At 37.6% G+C, this 20429-nt stretch carries 17 protein-coding genes and 1 pseudogene; 13 read left to right on the top strand and 5 right to left on the bottom strand.

Going from position 1 to position 20429, the window contains the following annotated elements; all coding sequences use genetic code 11:
- Window positions 1-48: 48 nt before the first annotated feature.
- From ACIQVU_RS09475 to ACIQVU_RS09470, 3 genes and pseudogenes are all read right to left on the bottom strand, one after another.
- The gene (locus ACIQVU_RS09475; protein WP_483869649.1) at window positions 49-1419 is read right to left on the bottom strand and encodes a reverse transcriptase domain-containing protein; all 1371 of its coding nucleotides are present in this window, start codon (window positions 1417-1419) and stop codon (window positions 49-51) included.
- Window positions 1400-1723, bottom strand: a complete 324-nt coding sequence (locus tag ACIQVU_RS20260) for a hypothetical protein (RefSeq protein WP_483869648.1) — start codon at window positions 1721-1723, stop codon at window positions 1400-1402. The genes ACIQVU_RS09475 and ACIQVU_RS20260 overlap by 20 nt, the downstream gene beginning before the upstream one ends.
- A gap of 704 nt (window positions 1724-2427) precedes the next feature.
- A pseudogene (locus tag ACIQVU_RS09470) lies at window positions 2428-3528 on the bottom strand (DNA topoisomerase); the annotation flags it as partial.
- Between the two features lie 324 nt (window positions 3529-3852).
- Here ACIQVU_RS09470 and ACIQVU_RS09465 point away from each other — a divergent pair.
- From ACIQVU_RS09465 to ACIQVU_RS09430, 8 genes are all read left to right on the top strand, one after another.
- Window positions 3853-4470 (top strand): TetR/AcrR family transcriptional regulator, encoded by a 618-nt coding sequence (locus ACIQVU_RS09465; protein ID WP_340804156.1) that lies wholly within the window; start codon window positions 3853-3855, stop codon window positions 4468-4470.
- 123 nt (window positions 4471-4593) lie between these two features.
- Window positions 4594-5736, top strand: a complete 1143-nt coding sequence (locus ACIQVU_RS09460; protein WP_340804158.1) for an acyl-CoA dehydrogenase — start codon at window positions 4594-4596, stop codon at window positions 5734-5736.
- Between the two features lie 33 nt (window positions 5737-5769).
- A complete protein-coding gene (locus ACIQVU_RS09455; protein ID WP_402895160.1) occupies window positions 5770-7404 on the top strand; it encodes an AMP-binding protein in 1635 nt (544 codons plus the stop codon).
- Window positions 7405-7418: 14 nt separating this feature from the next.
- Window positions 7419-8777 carry an acetyl-CoA carboxylase biotin carboxylase subunit gene (locus ACIQVU_RS09450; protein WP_340804161.1) on the top strand — a complete coding sequence of 453 codons (1359 nt, stop codon included), beginning with the start codon at window positions 7419-7421 and terminating at the stop codon, window positions 8775-8777.
- Window positions 8778-8803: 26 nt separating this feature from the next.
- Window positions 8804-9016, top strand: a complete 213-nt coding sequence (locus ACIQVU_RS09445; protein ID WP_340804162.1) for an acetyl-CoA carboxylase biotin carboxyl carrier protein subunit — start codon at window positions 8804-8806, stop codon at window positions 9014-9016.
- Window positions 9017-9030: 14 nt separating this feature from the next.
- Entirely contained in the window at window positions 9031-9948 is a 918-nt protein-coding gene (locus ACIQVU_RS09440) for a hydroxymethylglutaryl-CoA lyase (protein WP_340804163.1), read from the top strand.
- Window positions 9945-10727, top strand: coding sequence for an enoyl-CoA hydratase (locus tag ACIQVU_RS09435; RefSeq protein WP_340804164.1), 783 nt, complete (start codon window positions 9945-9947; stop codon window positions 10725-10727). Before ACIQVU_RS09440 ends, ACIQVU_RS09435 begins: the two co-directional genes overlap by 4 nt.
- A gap of 93 nt (window positions 10728-10820) precedes the next feature.
- A complete protein-coding gene (locus tag ACIQVU_RS09430) occupies window positions 10821-12359 on the top strand; it encodes an acyl-CoA carboxylase subunit beta (RefSeq protein ID WP_340804166.1) in 1539 nt (512 codons plus the stop codon).
- Between the two features lie 419 nt (window positions 12360-12778).
- Here the strand turns inward: ACIQVU_RS09430 and ACIQVU_RS09425 are convergent, their stop codons facing one another.
- Both ACIQVU_RS09425 and purB read right to left on the bottom strand, forming a co-directional pair.
- Window positions 12779-14053, bottom strand: coding sequence for an SLC13 family permease (locus ACIQVU_RS09425; protein WP_340804167.1), 1275 nt, complete (start codon window positions 14051-14053; stop codon window positions 12779-12781).
- 27 nt (window positions 14054-14080) lie between these two features.
- Window positions 14081-15430 (bottom strand): adenylosuccinate lyase, encoded by a 1350-nt coding sequence (gene purB / locus ACIQVU_RS09420; RefSeq protein ID WP_340804169.1) that lies wholly within the window; start codon window positions 15428-15430, stop codon window positions 14081-14083.
- A 243-nt stretch (window positions 15431-15673) separates the two neighbouring features.
- Here purB and ACIQVU_RS09415 point away from each other — a divergent pair, with 243 nt between their 5' ends.
- The 5 genes from ACIQVU_RS09415 to ACIQVU_RS09395 all read left to right on the top strand — a co-directional run bounded on the left by ACIQVU_RS09415 (window position 15674) and on the right by ACIQVU_RS09395 (window position 20105).
- Window positions 15674-16684: a LacI family DNA-binding transcriptional regulator gene (locus ACIQVU_RS09415; protein ID WP_340804170.1), complete on the top strand. Its 1011-nt coding sequence runs from the start codon at window positions 15674-15676 to the stop codon at window positions 16682-16684.
- Between the two features lie 701 nt (window positions 16685-17385).
- A complete protein-coding gene (locus ACIQVU_RS09410) occupies window positions 17386-17970 on the top strand; it encodes a VanZ family protein (protein ID WP_340804171.1) in 585 nt (194 codons plus the stop codon).
- Window positions 17971-18203: 233 nt separating this feature from the next.
- A complete protein-coding gene (locus ACIQVU_RS09405; RefSeq protein WP_340804172.1) occupies window positions 18204-18926 on the top strand; it encodes a hypothetical protein in 723 nt (240 codons plus the stop codon).
- Between the two features lie 24 nt (window positions 18927-18950).
- Entirely contained in the window at window positions 18951-19445 is a 495-nt protein-coding gene (gene ybaK, locus ACIQVU_RS09400; protein WP_340804173.1) for a Cys-tRNA(Pro) deacylase, read from the top strand.
- A 36-nt stretch (window positions 19446-19481) separates the two neighbouring features.
- On the top strand, window positions 19482-20105 hold the full coding sequence (locus ACIQVU_RS09395) for a YczE/YyaS/YitT family protein (RefSeq protein WP_340804174.1): 624 nt from the start codon (window positions 19482-19484) through the stop codon (window positions 20103-20105).
- Window positions 20106-20429 lie beyond the last annotated feature (324 nt).

Genomic DNA, 20429 nt, shown 5'->3' with positions numbered 1-20429 from the left:
CCCCTCCTCCGCACCGTACGTGAGAGTTTCCCCTCATACGGCGTTCCATCAAATAGTCAGTAGATTAATCGGTTCAAGATTACAATGTTTTCGAAGTTTATTTAGCTTGTTTAGGGCTTTTTTATCTTCAATGATATTTTGGTATTTCTCAATCGTTTCATTTGTTGTTGCGTGTATTAATTTGTGCACCAATTTATGGACAATTCGTAGGTTTTTATATTCATCTGTACCACCTTGATTTCGGGGGAGTACATGATGACAGTGTAGTTCTTCTATGGTTAATTGCTTTCCTGTTACTTCACATTTCATTTGTGACATGGAAGCTCTTGAAACACGGTTATCATTGTATTCAGCACTTTCATACGGATTATACATCTTTGCCAATTGGATAATGTCATCTCTTGTTTGACTTGTTAGGCTTTTCGAAGATTTTATTCGACCTTCTTGTGTATAATCACAGACATCTTGACTAAAGTTCATAACTTTTTTATGCTGAACGTAATGAATTGGGTAGATACATACATTGTGAATCTTCCATGTTTTTGATTCAGATTTCCCATAGAATTTCTTATATAACGGTGACATGTCGGTGTCACTTGGTTTTAAGAATTTTCCTACTTGCCTTAACTTATTGTGCATATATGGTTTCAGTGAGAAAGCCAATTTCGCAAAATCTATATTGCAGTAGGTGGCACAGCTATAATATTCATGCCATCCTAAAATCATGCTGTTGAGCTTTGTTACGTGGGATGATTGAATGTTATCGGGGATAATTTTGACTTGCTCTTTTATCTCCTTTTTCATTCTTTCAAGTGCTTTGTCTGATATATGTGATTGTGCCACATACCCTCCAAATGTTTTTCCCTTTTTCACAGCTTTAATTTTTACCCCTAAAAAGTCAGAGTAGTTTTTCCGCAAATTGATAATTTTTGATTTTTCCTCACTAATATCTAATTTCAAGCGAATCTTTAGCCAGTCTTTAACCGCACATAATATTCTTTTCGCACTTTGATAATCTCTACACATAATTTTAAAATCGTCTGCGTATCTCACAATATACATTTGTTTTAAGTTTGTTTTCTTTTGTTGATTGTATTGACTTTGATACGTTTTATATTGCTTTTGTGTTGTGAACGTTTCCCATTGTGAAGAAATCCACCAATCTAATTCGTTTAACACGATATTAGATAGTAAAGGGGAAAGAATTCCTCCTTGTGGTGTTCCTTTGTTTGGAATGCCTTCTCCTTGAATCGGAGCTTTTAACATAGCTTTAATGATGCTAATTAATTTTCTATCCTTTATTCCTAACGCGTACATTTGTTTAATAAGCTTTGTGTGATTTACGTTATCGAAAAAGCCCTTAATATCAATATCAACTGTATAGTAAAACTTCCCGATATTAAGGGCGTGTTTTGCCATTAGCTTTCGGAATGTAAACTCGTCGAACAGTGTCTGGTGTATAAAACTTTAGTTTTTCTTGCACTGCTTCAATATACGATTCCAATGATTGACCTTTAATATCTTTAATTGTGAGTTTATCTGTGCCAGCAGTTTGACTGCCTGTGTTACTTTTAATTGTGCGAAAGGCTAAGCGAATATTATTTTCACTCGAAATAATACGCATTAAATTTTGAAACGACTCATTGTTTTGTGACCGTTTGTATAAGTCATCAAATAGTTTTGTCATATCATAATAGTCATTGTATCTATACTTGTTCGTCACTCTGTTGGGACAACTCCTTTGCAGAAAATTGTTTTCCCTTTCTTACTCGAAAAACAGAGTTAGTTTTGAATCTATTAATCCATTCTTATTTGACTCGTGCCTATCCCTCCACTACTTATTATCGTAGTTTCATCGGTACTGTGGCACTACTTTCACCAAGATAAAGTAGCTTATTATACCCGAAGGATTTTCGTCTACAACTGTCCTCGACTATGAGTTTCTGTAAAACAGATACAGTTCTTGGCTTCCCACGTTCCAAAGATTCCCGTTCACGTAATACTTAGGTGCTTCCTTTGAGCCTGTTAGCTTGATACCGTCTGTCGCTCGGTATAGAGTTTTTCATAACGCCAAATTTTACTCAGCTCCACTAACTTACCACTATTGGTAATACCTTATCATCACAGATAAGATAACCACCTATAGACTCGTACATTCAGAAGTTCGTCAGTACATGTGTACATTCTCACCGTATATTACAACCACCCGACTACTCTAAGTGACAGTTCTTTATTCCTGTTCACTTTCGCCGACTTCACCCCGCTTTAAACAGTTCCATAATAGTCTGCTTCCCTGCTTAGGGGAGTATTAGTGTGAGGGTTTCAGCACAGCATGACGGCTTTCATTCCCCTCAAGGATTCTTCAGTTTTCTAATAAATCTTCCCAACCAATATTTCTATTGGAATTTCAGATTAACGTGTCGCACTGGCATGATGATCTGACACTTTGCTATCATCAACAAATGCTTTTGTTGCTTTGATTGGCTTTGTCAGCAGTTTATTGGCGATGGAACGGTACTCACCAATGCCACATGCCTTTAAGCGTTCAGGTATTGTAGCAACAATATCCTGAGAAATAAAGCGAGAATCTGTACGAGGGTATGTTAATACTTTATGTTGCTCATACAGCTTTTGCATAATATTTAATGTTTCCTTTGCGGAATAGCCGAAGATTTTATTGGCATCACGCTGTAATTCTGTTAAATCGTATAGACTAGGCGCAAATGATTTTTTTGGCTTCTTTTCAATATCTGTTACGACTGCATTACTATTTCCTAGCTTTTTCACTAGTATGTCGATTTTTTCCTTATCAAAGCTGCGACTATTGCCTTTTTGATCTTGCCAAGTAAGCTTTAAATTGTCTGCTGTTTGTGCCTCAATACCATAATAAGTTTGTGCCTTAAAGTTTTTAATTTCATCTTCACGTGCAGCAATTATCGCTACTGTCGGTGTTTGGACACGTCCACAATTCAACTGTGCGTTAAAGCGGGTAGTTAAAGCACGAGTAGCATTAAGCCCGATATACCAATCTGCCTCAGAACGAGCAACGGCAGAAGCATATAAATTATTGTAGGCTTGCCCAGGCTTTAAATTAGCAAAGCCATCTTTAATCGCCTTATCTGTAACAGAGGAAATCCATAAACGTTTAATTGGTTTTTTAACATTTACTTTATCAATAATCCAGCGTGCTACTAATTCGCCCTCACGCCCAGCATCTGTAGCAATAATAATTTCACCTACATCTTTACGAATAAGCTGGCTTTTGACCGCATTAAATTGTTTACCTGTTTGTTTAATAACGGTTAGCTTTAAACGCTCTGGCAGCATTGGTAGGTCCTCTAGGTTCCACGTTTTATATTTCACATCATAACTTTCAGGGTCAGCTAGTGTGACAAGATGTCCAAGCGCCCAAGTAACAATATATTGATCTCCCTCAAGGAAGCCATTTCCCTTTTTATGACACTTCAGCACACGCGCAATATCACGTGCAACGGAAGGTTTTTCAGCAATTACTACACTTTTTGCCATTGTTAACACCCTTTCATTATTCCATGATTTTAAATATAGCATAGGTTGAGAGCGTTAGCAGTTGAAGTGCCATGAAAAATAACAGGAAAGCAAATTGTCATAAAGAAAAGATGTTTATCATATTGTATAGATGTGTTTGTCAGAAATTTAAATCTCCTTTATGTTGCATATATGCTCGGAAATTTATAAAAAATCTACATTGCTGCTAGACATGAAATTTTGTGAATGCTATATTTAGATTGTCATAGTATTTTTATAATTTGGAAAAATCTATTTTCTTAATTATAAGGAGTGATACAGTTAGATAAAGGATGACAAGTGCCTATGGAAAAGAAAACGTTAAAGCAAAGAATTGTAGACGCTTCAGTTGAGCTGTTTCAGCAGGATGGCTATCACAATGTAACGGTTGATCGTATTGTGGAGCATATTGGAGCATCAAAGGGTGGATTTTATCATAATTTTAAGTCGAAAGATGAGCTGTTATATGAAATTCATGATGTCTTTATTTCATATGTTATTTTGCAATCACAGAATGCATATGACAAGTACGATACACCAATTACACGTTTGTGTGCCATGCTGCAGACATTGACTCAAGTATTTGATATGTATCAAGCACATATTACGATTTTTTATGAGGAAAGTCGTTTTTTATCTGAGGATTATAGTGACATCATTCATAAGAAACGGGATGAATATCGTGATATTTTACAAAAAGTGATTGCAGAGGGCCAAGAAGCAAAGGTTTTTCGTACGGAGCTGCCTTGTACAATTGTTACGATGGCAATTGTTGGGATGATTAACTGGACGTATAAATGGTTTAAGCAATCAGGACCATTAACAATGGAGCAAATAACAGAGGTTTTTACGGATATGGTATTACGTGCGATTGTAACGGAACAAGCAATCGAGGAAGCAAGGCAATTTATGATAAAGGGGTAGCCAGTAGGAAACACTGGTTTTATTATTTATTTCAACAAACCGACTGGTCGGTATTGTCTAAAGCAATAATCAATGCTACGAAATCTACTATGGCAAATTTAACATTCACTAGGGGGACTGGGCATGAATTTTGAATTAACAAAAGAGCAAGCGATGATTCGTGATATGGTACGTGATTTTGCTGAAAATGAGATTAAACCGTATGCTCGTGAGGTTGATGAAACATCAACAATGAGAATAGAGAGCTTTAAAAAAATGGCGAAACTAGGCTTATTGGGTATTCCGTTTCCTGAGGAGTATGGTGGCTCAGGCGGTGATACGGTGTCCTATGCTTTAGCTGTTGAAGAAATTGGACGTGCATGCGGAGGCACAGGGCTAAGCTATGCAGCAGCAGTTAGCTTAGGTGCTTCACCAATTTATAACTTTGGCACAGAGGAACAAAAGCAGGAATGGCTTGTTCCATTAGCAAAGGGAGAAACGTTAGGAGCATTTGGTTTAACAGAGCCTAATGCAGGTTCAGATGCTGGTGGTACACGTACTACAGCAGTAATTGATGGGGATGACTATGTTATCAATGGAGAAAAATGCTGGATTACGAATGCAGGCTATGCTCGCCAAGTAATTGTTACCGCAGTAACGGGTAAACGTGAGAATGGTAAAAAAATTATTTCTTCTATTATTGTGCCAACGAATACACCAGGCATAACGATTAATTGTAACTATGACAAAATGGGTGTCCGCGGTTCCAATACATGTGAGATTATTTTGCAAAATGTTCGTGTACCAAGAGCCAACCTTTTAGGGGATGAAAAACGAGGCTTTAGCCAATTTTTAAGCACACTTGATGGTGGTCGTATTTCTATCGCAGCACTATCTGTTGGTATTGCACAGGCAGCTTATGAGAAGGCATTGAGATTTGCGAAAGAGCGTGAACAATTTGGTGCACCTATTTCAAAGTTACAGGCGATCCAATTCAAGCTAGCAGATATGGCGATGGAAATTGAGCTTGCCCGCACATTAGTACATAAGGCGGCATGGCTGAAGGATCAAAAGAAACCATTTGGTAAGGAAGCGGCTATGGCAAAGCTGTACGCTTCTGAAATGGGCTTCCGTACATGTAACCAAGCTATTCAAATTCATGGTGGCTCTGGTTATATGAAAGAATACGATGTAGAACGTCATTTGCGTGATATTAAGTTAATGGAAATCGGTGAAGGAACATCTGAAATTCAACGTCTTGTTATTTCTCGTCTAATTGGTTGTTAATCATAGCAAAGAGCATGAATAAGGAGGATTTTCATGGCAGAACTTGTGTATCAAACAATTGGTCAATTGCTAGAGGAGCAAGCTAAAAAGTATCCGCACAATGAGGCTTTAGTTTATGCAGATAGAGATGTTCGTATGACATATGAGCAGCTGAACCAGCAAGCTCGTTTAGTAGCGCGAGGCTTAATGGCACTAGGTATTGAAAAAGGAGAGCATATCGCGGTATGGACAACGAATGTTCCTGAGTGGGTGCAGCTTCAATTTGGTACAGGTAAAATGGGTGCGCCAATCGTTACCGTTAATACAAATTATCGTGCAAGTGAACTAGAGTATTTATTAAAGCAATCCGATGCAACAACGATTTTTTTAATTGAAAATTATCGAGACCATTCCTTTATCAATACACTGCAAGAGTTATGTCCAGAGCTTGAATATTGTGAACCAGGTCATTTGCAATCAGAGCGACTACCCCTATTAAAAAATGTAATTTTAATCGGTGAAACAAAGTATCCAGGCATGCTTAATTGGTCAGATGTCTTAGCTGCTGCTGAGCAAGTAACAGAAGAACAATTAGCAGAAAGAGAGCAAATCCTTCATTATGATGATGTCATTAATATTCAATATACATCAGGTACAACAGGCTTTCCAAAGGGTGTGATGCTGACGCATTATAACTTAGTAAATAATGCGATTAATATTGCAGAATGTATGCATTTAACCACACAAGATCGTTTATGTATTCCTGTTCCATTTTTTCACTGCTTCGGATGTGTTATTGGCACATTAGCCATTACAACAAGTGGTGGAACAATGGTGCCAGTGCAGGAGTTTTCACCTGAAGAGGTGCTCAGAACGGTTCAGCAAGAGCGATGTACAGCATTACATGGTGTGCCAACAATGTTTATTAGTGAACTGAATTTACCAAACTTTGAAGCTTTTGATCTTTCCACATTGCGTACAGGGGTCATGGCAGGCTCTAACTGTCCGATTGAGGTAATGAAAGCTGTTATTGAGAAAATGGGCATGAAGGATATTACAATTTGCTATGGTCAAACAGAGGCATCACCAGTTATTACACAAACGAGAACAGATGACCCGCTAACATTAAAGGTAGAAACAGTTGGTAGAGCATTGCCAAATCTAGAGGTGAAAATTGTTGTGCCTGGTACAACAGAGGAAGCACCACCAAACGAGCAGGGAGAGCTATGCACAAGAGGCTATCATGTAATGAAGGGCTATTATAAAAATCCAGAGGAAACAGCTCTTGCTATTGATCAAGATGGCTGGCTGCATACAGGGGATTTAGCAACAATGGATGAAGCAGGCTATGTTCGTGTTACAGGTCGTTTGAAAGATATGATTATTCGTGGTGGTGAAAATTTGTATCCACGAGAAATTGAGGAGTTTCTTTATACACACCCAAAAATAGCAGACGTGCAAGTTGCTGGTGTGCCTGATCCTGTTTATGGAGAGGAAGCGGCAGCTTGGATTATTTTAAAGAAGGGCGAGCAGGCAACAGAGCAAGAAATTCGAGATTTTTGCCAAGGCAAAATTTCAAGACATAAAATTCCACGATATATTTTCTTTATCGATCAGTATCCAATGACTGCATCAGGAAAGGTGCAAAAATATAAATTACGAGAAGATTTTGTAATGACCGTTAAATAGGGGGGGCAATGGTGATGTTCAACAAGGTATTAATTGCAAATCGTGGAGAAATTGCTAGACGTGTAATCAGAACATGCAAGCGCCTCGATATTCAAACGGTTGCAATCTATTCAGAGGCAGATGCTGAAAGCTTACATGTAAAGGATGCAGATGAGGCGTACTGTGTAGGGAAGCCTCCTGTTGCACAAAGCTACTTAAATATTGATCGTATTCTTGAAATTGCACAAGAGAGTGGCGCAGAGGCTATCCATCCTGGCTATGGCTTATTATCGGAGAACGCAGACTTTGCGAGGCGTTGTACAGAGGCAGGCTTCGTATTTATCGGACCGAATGCCGATGTAATAGCCTCGATGGGCAGTAAATTAGAAGCACGTAAAACAATGAAAGCTGCTGGTGTGCCTATTGTTGAGGGTGTGGAAGCACCTGTGAAAGATATAGTAGAAGCGACTGAAATTGCTGAGCGTCTAGGGTATCCAATTATGTTAAAAGCCTCTGCAGGCGGTGGTGGTATTGGGATGCAGCTTGTTGAAAATGCAGAGGAGCTTGCGAAAGCATTTGAGGGCAATCAAAAACGTGCACAGTCATTTTTCGGTGATGGCACAATGTATATGGAGCGCTTTATTGCCAATCCACATCATGTCGAGGTACAAATTATCGCAGATCACCAAGGAAATGTAGTGCCGTTATTTGAGCGTGAATGCTCTATTCAACGCAGAAATCAAAAGGTAGTAGAAGAAGCACCGTCACCGTTTATTTCACAGGAAACAAGAGAAAAAATGCTAGAAGCCTCCGTCAAGGCAGCGAAGCATATTGGCTATATTAATGCTGGCACAATCGAATATTTAGTAGATGAACAGCAAAACTTTTATTTCTTAGAAATGAATACAAGGCTGCAGGTGGAGCATCCAGTGACAGAGGAGATTACGAAGCTCGATTTAGTAGAGGAGCAATTAAAAATAGCCGCAAAACAGACTCTTACATTTACAAGAGAAAGCATTACTAAAGAAGGGCATGCAATAGAGGTACGGATATATGCTGAAAATCCCTCTACGTTTTTCCCATCTCCAGGTACGATTACGGCTCTTGAATTACCAGCAGGTGAAGGTGTTCGCCATGAATGTGGTGTAGAGGCAGGCTCAGTTGTAACACCGTTCTATGACCCAATGATTAGTAAATTGGTTGTGTGGGGAGAAACAAGGGCTATTGCTTGTGAAAGACTGATTCAAGCATTGCAAGCCTATAAAATAGAGGGCATTCAAACAAATATTCCAATGCTATTGAAAACTGTTACACATGAACAGTTTTTACAAGGCAATACAACAACTAAATTTGTGGAGCAGTATTATTTACCACAATTAACAGAAACAAAGTAAATATTAAATAGTAGGAGTGAATGATTATGGCAACAGTAAAAGCAAGCATGGCAGGGACAGTATGGAAAATCGTTGTAGCAGAGGGCGAGCAGGTGACAGCGGGGCAAGATGTAGTTATTTTAGAGTCAATGAAAATGGAAATTCCTATTGCGGCGGAAGAGGATGGCGTAGTGACAAAAATTATTGCCAATGAAGGGGACTTTATTAACGTCGATGACGATATTTTAGAAATTGAATAAGAGGAGGCTTCTTTATGCAGCTACCTAAGCATGTCACAATTAAAGAGGTAGGTCCCCGTGATGGCTTGCAAAATGAACAAGCGCATATTCCAACAGCAGATAAAGTACAGCTAGTCAATTTATTAAGTGAAACAGGCTTACAGTATATTGAGGTAACTTCATTTGTGCATCCGAAGTGGATTCCGCAATTGGCAGATGCTATGGAGGTGCTGCAAGCCATTAAAAGAAACAAGGATATTACCTATGCAGCGCTTGTGCCGAATATGCATGGCTTGGAACGTGCACTGCAGGCTGAAGTAGATGAAGTAAGCATTTTTATGTCCGCGAGTGAAAGCCATAACAAAAGTAATATTAATAAAACAATTGACGAAACATTTCCTATTTTAGAGGAAGTAGTAGTAGGGGCAAAGGCTGCAAAGAAAACAGTTCGTGGTTATATCTCAACAGTAATCGGCTGTCCTTATGATGGCTATATCCATCCTGATAAAGTGCTACGTGTAGCTGATCGATTATTAGAGATGGGTGTGACGGAAATCTCCCTTGGCGATACAATTGGCGTTGGCGTTCCAACTCAAGTCGAGTTTCTTTTAGAGGAGCTATTAAAAAGATATACTGCTGAACACTTTGCCATGCATTTTCACGATACACGCGGGACAGCACTCGCTAATATGATGAAATCTTTAGAGATGGGTGTTACCAAATTCGATAGTGCCCTTGGTGGCTTAGGAGGCTGCCCATATGCAAAGGGGGCATCGGGCAATGTAGCCACTGAGGATGTCTTATATTTATTTGATGAAATGGGCATTGAAACAGGCATAGACCGCCAGAAAGTGCTAGAGGCAGCACTCTTTATTGAACAGAAGCTAGGGAAGGCTGTTGCATCAAAGCAGATGGCTATTGTCCGCAATGAAAGGAGTGCACATCAACCATGACACAGCTTGTACGCTTTGAAATCGTAACCGAAAATATTGGACTGATTACCCTATCAAGACCAGAGGCTGCGAATGCAATGTCTGTCCAATTATTGCGTGAGCTATCCGATACACTTGATCAAATTAATGGTGATCCAGCAGTACGTGTAGTTTTACTAACAGGTGCAGGGGAGAAGGCATTTTGTGCAGGTGCAGACTTAAAAGAACGTAAGGGGATGTCTGATCGACAAGTCAAGCAAATTGTACAGCTAATTGGTGCAACTGTAGCAAAGGTAGAGGCACTTGCTCAGCCAGTTATTGCGGTATTGAATGGTGTAGCCTTTGGCGGAGGGCTAGAGCTAGCACTTGCCTGTGATTTACGTCTTGCAGCTACACATGTAAAGCTAGGTTTAACAGAAACATCTCTTGGTATTATTCCGGGAGCTGGCGGGACACAGCGATTGCCACGGCTTATTGGTGTTGGGAAAGCAAAGGAATTAATTTATACAGCTCGTAGATTAAATGCAGATGAAGCGCAAAGCTTTGGCATTGTTGAATATGTTTACGATGGTCGTGAATTGTTGGAGAAGGCACAGCAGCTTGCGCAGGAGATGGCGAAAAACGCACCATTATCATTAATACAAGCGAAAATTGCTATTAATCAGGGTGTAGAGGTAGAGTTAGCAACTGGTTTAAAAATTGAATCACTGGCATATAGTGCATTGATCCCGACAGAAGACCGATTAGAGGGCTTGCTGGCCTTTCAGGAAAAGCGAGCACCACAATACTCAGGGAAATAAAGGGGAAAAGCTTGGCATACCGTAATAGATTATTGTGCATAAAAAGTGTGCCAGTAAAATGCTGTTATGGATTGGCAAAGGGAGGAATAAAGTATGAGCAATATATCAACCGAAAATACATCACCAACAATGAAGGAGCAAATTTTAGCAGGCGGTGCACCAAAATATCATGATAAAAACGCACAACAAGGAAAGCTATTTGTACGTGAACGTCTTGAGTTATTACTAGATGATGGACTGCAATCAGAGGACGGTCTTTATGCAAACTGCTTAGCAGGGGATTTACCTGCTGATGGTGTTGTAACGGGGATTGGTAAAATTCATGGTCGTACAGTTTGTGTACTTGCCAATGATTCAACAATTAAAGCTGGCTCTTGGGGGAAACGTACCGTTGAAAAAATGATTCGTATTCAAGAAACTGCTGAGAAGCTGAACTGTCCATTATTATATTTAGTTGATTCAGCAGGGGCACGTATTACAGACCAGTTAGAAATGTTCCCAGGTCGCCGTGGGGCAGGACGCATTTTCTATAATCAAGTAAAGCTGTCAGGAAAAGTGCCACAAATTTGCTTATTATTTGGGCCATCTGCAGCAGGTGGGGCTTATATTCCTGCCTTTTGCGATATTGTGGTGATGGTGGAAGGCAATGCATCCATGTATTTAGGGTCGCCTCGTATGGCAGAAATGGTTATTGGAGAGAAGGTTGATTTAGAAACAATGGGCGGCGCAAAAATGCATTGCTCCGTTTCAGGCTGTGGGGATGTACTTGTAAAAACAGAGCAGGAGGCGATTGCCTATGCTCGAAAATATTTGGGCTATTTCCCAAACAACTACGCAGAGCGCAGCAAGGTAGAGGAGCCTAAATTACCTGCTTCATTTGATAAATCGATAGCAGAATTAATACCGCAAAATCAAAATGTGCCATTTGATATGTATAAGCTAATTGAGCGTATTATTGACGAAGATTCGTTTTGTGAGGTTAAGAAACTATTTGCACCAGAGTTAATTACAGGTCTTGCACGTATTAATGGGCAGTCTGTCGGCATTATTGCGAATCAGCCGCGTGTAAAGGGGGGCGTGCTATTCCACGACTCTGCGGATAAAGCTGCGAAATTTATTTCTCTTTGTGATGCTTTCAATATCCCGCTATTATTCCTAGCAGATGTTCCAGGCTTTATGATTGGTACACAAGTGGAGAAGGCTGGCATTATTCGGCATGGTGCGAAAATGATTTTTGCGATGAGTGAGGCAACAGTTCCAAAGATTACAGTAATTGTCCGTAAGGCATATGGTGCAGGCTTATATGCCATGGCAGGCCCAGCATTTGAGCCTGATTGCTGTATCGCATTCGCCAATGCACAAATTGCGGTAATGGGACCAGAGGCTGCTGTTAATGCAGTGTATGCCAATAAAATTGCTGAGCTACCAAAAGAGGAGCAAGCAAGCTTTATTGCCGAGAAGCGTAAAGAATATCAAGAGGAAATTGATGTGTACCGCTTAGCATCAGAGCTTATTATTGACGATGTCATTGAGCCAAATGATTTACGTAAGGTATTAGAAAATCGTTTAGAGCTTTATATGTCAAAATACTTACTATTCTCAGAGCGTAAGCATGGGGTAAATCCTGTATAAATTACTTGTTAGGCTGCCTTATTTATAGAGGCAGTCTTTTTTCTTGATATAAGTTCTAGGCTGCTATTTGTGTATAGAAAATGAAAACAGCAATGACACTGAAATAGTGCTTCAACCTAATAAGCTGATAATAATAAATTAGGTAGCCTATTTTATTATAAGTAACCAATTGCTTTTATAGAAAGGGATGACTTTACATAAAGCTTAATTAAAAATAGTGGATGAAGCTGTATTGTACGGAAAAATTAAAAGAATCCATTTTGACAAAAGATTAATCAAAATGGATTCTATCTAGCAGAATTTAAACTTTGGTTTTATGAAAAATTTATGCATTTGCTACTTATATTGCTCTACAATAGCGCCCCGCAATTGAATAACGAAAGTACCTTATAATTAAAATATACTTATTTTGCCGTTATTTAATAGAATGGCCAGAATAGCGGTACTAATACAACACATACAATAAGTTGAATAATAATGAATGGGACACCACATTTAATATAGTCTATAAATCTATAATTACCTGGAGCATATATCATCGTATTTGGAGGTGTACCGATTGGTGAAGCATAAGCAGCAGAAGCACCTACACAAATTGCCATTAAAATTGCTCGTGGGTCTGCTCCCATACTTGTAGCGATTACTAAGCCAATAGGAGCCATTAATGCAGCAGCTGCTGTATTAGACATTATTGAAGTTAAGAAAGTTGTTAATAAGAATAGCAATGCAGTAATCAAATATGGACTAGTGCTTTCACCTGCAAAGCCAATAACTGTATCTGCAATAATTTGAGCAGCGCCTGTTTCTGATAAGGCAGTAGCCATAGGCATCATAGCAGCTACTAAAATAATAGTAGACATATCAAGTGATCTATAGGCTTGCTTTTCTGTCATTGTACGGGTTAGTACAATTAATAATGCACCGATAATGGAGACAACATGTAACGGGATACCAATTTGTTTTTCGAATACCATAAAAATAACCGTAAAGATTAAAATACCAATGGCAACGAATTGTTTTAATGTATTCTCATTTTTAGTATTTTTTGATTCTGTTTTTTCTTCATGTACATCAAGCATTGCATTTTCTCTATTGGGAATAAGCTTGTAACCAATCGTCATCATATAAATAATTCCAATAATGGCTAGCGGAATCCCAATTTTCGCAAATTCAAAAAATCCAAATGTAGTAATTCCTTCATTCTCCATTACACCTTGAACAGCTAAATTACTATTTGTCCCAACTAATGTAACTAAGCCACCTAAAGCTGTCGCATAAGCTAACGGCATTAATAGCTTTGCGCGATTAAATCCTAATTGATCTGCAATTAAAATAATGATAGGCATTAATACCGCAGTTGTACTAGTATTTGATAAAAATCCAGATAATCCCGTTCCGATAATCATTATTGCGAGTAATAATTGTTTTTCGGTTTTAGCAAATTTTGTAATTAAACTACTAATTCGTTTTGCCGCTCCGGTTTCAAACAATGCTGCCCCAATAACAAACATCCCTGTAATCAAAATAACAATATTATTGGTAAACCCTGAAAACAACATATCTGCATCAATAATTCCAAAAAGGAATAGTAGAAATGCGGACAAAAGAGCAGTCGACGCAACTGGAATGACTTCTGTGACAAATAAAATTCCTGCTAATAGTAAAATCAATAAAGTAATTGTTGCTGCAGTCATAAATTTCCCCCTTTCCCTATCAGTGAATTATTTATCCCACTTTGCTATAACTTGGTTAACAAAAGTTGTACATAGTCCGATATAACTTTTTGGATTTAAGTATTCGCATACTTGCTCTGGTGTGAAATGTTTCATAACTTGTTCGTTTTCTAAGGCAACATCGACAAGAGGACGCTTAGATTCGAATGCCTTCATTGAGATTTCATAAACATAATCATGAGCTACTTGGCGACCAACAAATTCGCCTAGCTTTAACATTAGGTTTTCAGAAACAATCAGCCCCTGAAGTAGGTTTAAATTACGTTCCATATTTTCTTCATGTACAATCATGCCTTCAAGTACACCCTGCATTTGTTCTAATCCACCGCTTGTTAAAATACAAATTTGAGGGATATAAGACCACTCTGTAAGCCAGAAAGTCATATCACGCTCATGCTCTTGAATCATCCCATCAAAAGCAAGACTTGCATTTCGTTGAACAATCCGTGTTAATCCTACGACATACTCACAGACCATTGGATTTCGCTTGTGAGGCATTGTGCTACTTCCAACTTTCCCCATATCAAATCCTTCTTCAATTTCTCCTAGTTCTGAGCGTTGAAGGTTGATAATTTCATTTGCAATTTTGCCGATAGTTCCAGAAATCATAGCAACAATTGAAGAGAACTCTGCAAATCCATCACGCTCAACATGCCAAGTAATAGTTGGTTGACCTAAACCAAGAATGTCACAATATTTCTCTTGAACTTGTAATCCATATTCACTAATAGATGCTAACGTACCAGCAGCTCCGGCAAATTGGCCAAGTAAATATCGTTTTTCACCATCTTTTAGACGTTCTATATGACGTCCAATTTCATCTGCCCAAATTGCAATTTTATAGCCAAGTGTTATAGGCAAAGCATGCTGACCATGGGTACGTCCAGGCATAATTGTTTCCTTATATTGTTCCGCTAATGATAAGCATGTTTTTAAAAACTTGTTCAATTGTGATATGAGAATTTGTTGTGCATCTTTCATTTGTAACACTACTGCAGTGTCCATAATATCTTGCGTTGTTGCCCCCCAATGTACATAACCACCAGCATCACCATCACATAGCTTTTCAAGTTCACGAATTAGTGTAATCAGTGGGTGGGAAGTATCTACAATACCTTTTTGGATTGTTTTCATATCTAAATATTTATATTTTGCTTTTTTCGTAATTTCCGTTGCAGCTTCTTTTGGAATTAAACCAATTTCAGCTTCTGCTTGTGCTAATGCAGCTTCCGCATCTAACCATTTTTGAAGTAAAGACTTATCAGAAAAAACATTACTCATTTCTGTTGATACATAAATGCCTTTATAAAGCTCTGAATCAATTACAAATGAACCCATAATATAATTCCTCCTATTTGTATAAGGAAAACGATTTCCTTGTGGATAAAAATAAAACTCTTTAATAATATGAATATTTACTAAGAGATTAAGGAAAACGTTTTCTTTTTTAATAGATTAATCGATCGAAGAATGACTGTCAATATAATTTTGAATATTCACCCTATTCAGGAGGGGACATTGTTATTCTTATAGTGAGTTTGTTATAATTTTTACAAGACTATGAAGTTTAGGTGATTCGAATTGACTACACTAAAAGATGTTGCAAAATTAGCTGGTGTTCATCCATCTGTTGTATCGAGGGTTTTGAATAATAATGACACGCTACATATTAAACCTGAAACACGCCAGAGAATTATGGATGCTGTTAGAGAATCTAATTATGAACCAAACCAAGCTGCCCGAAATTTAAAAAATAAAGAAACAAAAATGCTAGCCATTATTATTCCTGATTTTTCAAACCCTGTATATGCCGAAATTATTAAAGGGGCAGAAAAAGAAGCAATTAAAAAGGGATATACGTTGATTGTTTCCACTCTTCAACAAGAGAAAAAAAATATGACTCAACAATTACTCAGTCTTCAAACGAAAGTAGATGGACTGCTTATCGGTAGTATTACAAATGAGCAAGAAATGACCAGGACGTTGAATAAATTTAAAAAGCCTTTTGTTATATTTAATCGTGAAGTTGAAAGTGTAAATAATAGTGTGTTACTTGATGATTTAACAGGTAGCCGAATAGCTACGGAATATTTAATTGAATTGGGACATGAGAAAATAGCACATATTGCAGGTCCACTTTTTACAAGTACGGGTTTAATGCGTTTAAAGGGATATCGAGAAAGTTTAAATAAGTATGGTTTAGAGTATCACGCACATTTTGTACAAGAAAGCGATTATTCACTACAGGGTGGATTTGCTGCAACAAAGCGTTTACTACAAGATCAAACGGGTTGTACGGCTATATTTGCATCTAATATTTTGATTGCCTTGGGTGTACTTGAGGCATTGCATAGTGAAGGAATTCGAGTACCAGAGGATATCTCTGTCGTTGGGTTCCATGATGTTTTCTTTGCAAATACAATTCACCCTCCGTTAACAACTGTCGAGCTTCCATTATCTAAATTAGGTGAAGTAGCGGTGGAAAAATTAATTGCGACATTAAAAGGTGAACATGTAATTATGGAGGAAAAGACGATAATAACCGGTGGGAAATTAATTGAAAGATCGAGTGTGAAAAGAATAAAGCGCTAAATGGATGCAGATTATTATGGAATATTAATGATTATTGGAACACCTTATAGCGCGAGCATTGCATTAAGAAGTTGAACTAGGTAAGAGATTTATTGATGAAAGAAAACTACAACTAGATATAAGTATGTTATTATCCATATCTTTCTATCCAATTGCAAGGCATTGCACGCTAAAAGACATGAAAATAAGGTAGAGAGCACCATCCTCTTCTTGAAAAGTGCTCTCCTACAACTATTAATACTAAAAGACTCAATCTAGCAACTTAGCATATATAAATCAATCGAATTTTCATCAAGTAAACTACCTCGTCAGCTATTTACAATCTCCAAAGCATTTTACTTTATTCCACAATCTAACCTGTTTGTGGAACAGGCCCTCCTTGATACCAACATAGGATTTTTAAATAAATTTTTTTCAAAAGTTATAAAAAGGATAATTTGTGTGGAGTCTGTATTACTTGTAGGAGATTCTCAGATAAGACCTTGCAATGAACAGAGCGAATGAAGTAGTTTATGCTATCGACGCTTTTTATTTTAATTAATGGAAGAGCCCTTTGTAGCACAGGTTTGCAGCTAAAAATAGCGAATAGCTTTATCAATCAACATATTTGATAATAGTTTGGTGATAAGTGATTACCCACTTGCACAGTGTAAGACAGCGTATTAAAATATGAGAAGAATAAAGGGAAGTAGGTGTTAAGCTTGTCAAAAAATAACATAACGAATATACAAGGTAATGCCAAGCTTCCATTACCATATCGAGATGTTATTGATACATACTATTTACCAATAAAAGTAATTGGTTGGATTTTATTTAGTATTTATTCATTTGTGGCTTTTTATAAATTAGTAATTGATCGTTTAGTCAATGTTGCTGTTATTTTATTGAAAGACGATCATTCTATAGGTGATTTAGGATTGTTTGATTATAGTAGCTGGCGGATTACTACTAATTTTGTTCCTTTTGAAACCATTCTCCGTTATATTAACTACTCTCAATATTTTAATTGGGATATTATTATTATTAACTTACTAGGTAACTTATTCATTTTCACCCCAATGGGCTTTTTGTTACCATTATTATCAAAGAAATTTCGCAAAGCATGGGTTGTAATTTGTTTAGGCTTTCTTTCGAGTCTTGCTGTCGAAACAATTCAATTTATTTTTACAGTAGGTTCTGCTGATATTGATGATTTAATTTTAAATTCAATTGGTGCATGGCTTGGTTATATCGCTTATAAAGGAATATTAATACCACCTAAAAAGGTAAACGAGCAGTCCAATTAAAAGGACTGTTTTTTATTTCCTATTAATAGATAAAATAGTTGCTTTGTACCTATGTAGAAGGGAATTAAGTATCTCTTTAAGCGGTTAGTCGCGAATTGTCCTTGAATTTAAGAAAAAAATTCCGATAATGAGTGTACAGAAGCTGTTCAGATGGTATAGATATAGTAATAAAAGATATGTATATATCTAATTGGTTATTTGCATATAAAGATAGAGAGATGAGGTGAAAAGCTATGAAAATATCCAGCTTAATAGAGCAAGAAAGAATTTCAACGCAACAGAGTCGTAAAAAGATTATCCAACGCAAAGAGGCAGGAGATGCCTATCGCAAAAATGCTATGTATTTTCAGCCAAAGAAAAATCCATTATTGCTTGAGCTTGAAAACTTATTGCTAGGGCGTACTGATCAGAAGCTTTATGAGCAACAGCAAGAAGATGCTAATGAAGTCACATCTCAACAACAAACTATTATGCAAAGTTTACAGCAAACTGAAAAAAATGTACGTGCACATGAGCAAGCATATAAAACAGATAATAATGAGAGCGTCCAAACACCCACTACATCAGAAATAGCTGACCCAGAGCTAAATAATACGCTACAAATTTTAGAGCAGGTACGGAATGCAGCATTGGCATCAGAGGCTCCTTCTCCTCAAGATTTACGTGTTGCAGCAAGCGCTGATGCTCAGATTCAGCATCTATTAGATGGGGAGGGTGATGTAGAAGATATTGAGCCTCCTTTTATCCATGATACAATTGAAATAAAGGTTCCTGAACGTTTTTCAAAGGAATTGAAATTAGACCCATTTGCAGATACAATTTTCGGTAAGGGTTACGAGGATGCACTAAGAGTAAATAAATTTAAGCATGCATCTGAAAAATACGCGACTCATATTGAAATGACGAAAAATGGCTATCGTCCAGATCAGGATCCAATGTTTTCTTTGATAGCCTAATGCTGTAGATAGGGGATTGTTAACATGGCAAAGGCAAAGCATGCGAAAACAAATGCAATTAGATTGTTAGATCAGCAAAAAATCGATTTTGATGTAATCGAATACGAAATTGGAGACGGTCAAATTGACGGTATATCCGTAGCAGAAAAGATTGGTCAACCTGCTGCAAGAGTGTTTAAAACATTAGTTGCAAAAGCAAGCGCACAAAAGTTATTTGTGTTTGTGATTCCTGTAGCTGGGGAGCTAGATTTAAAAGCGGCTGCAAAAGTAGTTGGAGAAAAGAAAATTGAGATGTTAGCTGTTAAAGATTTGCTTGGCTATACGGGCTATGTTCGAGGTGGATGCTCGCCAGTAGGGATGAAAAAATTATACCCAACCGTGATTGATGCCTCTGCACAACAGCAGGGTAGTATTATTGTAAGTGCTGGGAAAATTGGCTTACAAGTACATGTACAATTAGCTGACTTAATACAGATAACAAAAGCGCAAGTAGCACAAATTACAGCTACCCATGATTAAATGGGTAGCTTTTCATCGTAAGGGAGATCGATCAAAATGAGCAGAGTAAAAAGCTGGCGTTGGGCATTTTTTATTGGAGGTCTTATTGTTATGTCATTAGGGATTTCCATGTCTATTAAAGGAAGAATTTTAGGAACAAGCCCATGGGATGTATTACATATTGGTTTATTTAAGAATTTTGGTTTAACGATTGGCACTTGGTCGATTTTGACAGGGCTATTTATTGTCGTAACGACATCTATTATTTTACGAGAGATGCCGAAAATAGGCACATGGTTAAATATGCTACTAATCGGTCTGTTTATTGATATTTTTAATTGGCTATTACCAACTACAACAAACTATGGCTTACAAGTAACTTATTTTATTGTGGGCTTATTTGTTTTAAGCTTTGGCTGTGGTATGTATATTGCGCCTAATATGGGTGCAGGTCCACGTGATACATTGATGATGTTAATTGTTGAGCATTTTGGTGGAACTATTAAAACAGCGCGAATGGGTATGGAGATTCTTGTAACAGTTGTTGGCTGGCTACTAGGAGGGCCTGTTGGTGTAGGAACAATTATCATTGCACTGCTGTCGGGCTATATTGTGCAATATTCATTACCGTATTGTCGCAAGGTTTTAATCAAACATACAGGTCCTATTGAAGGGATATAGAAAAACGCTTTGTCGAATGGAGATTTGAAATTCGGCAGAGCGTTTTTCTTTGTTTAGAAACATAGTAGTCAAAATAATTAGAATATTTATCTTACACAGTGTCTAATGGCGAGAAAGAAAAATTTTATTAATGTAATACATATAAACTATAAAGAGGTGATAAAACGTGACAACAGTAAAAGAGACAATTCCACAGACTCCACGTGTATCAGTGCAAAAAATGTATATATATATACGGTGAAAGAAAATTAGAGTTTCAAGCACAGCCTATTCACCGTATTTTCAGGTGTTTGATTAATCATTTGGATAAAGCCTTGGACAGCA

This window comes from Lysinibacillus sp. NPDC098008, assembly GCF_044760715.1.
Classification (GTDB): domain Bacteria; phylum Bacillota; class Bacilli; order Bacillales_A; family Planococcaceae; genus Lysinibacillus.
The sequence above is the reverse complement of the archived record's forward strand: the minus strand, read 5'-3'. Positions and strand labels throughout refer to the sequence as shown.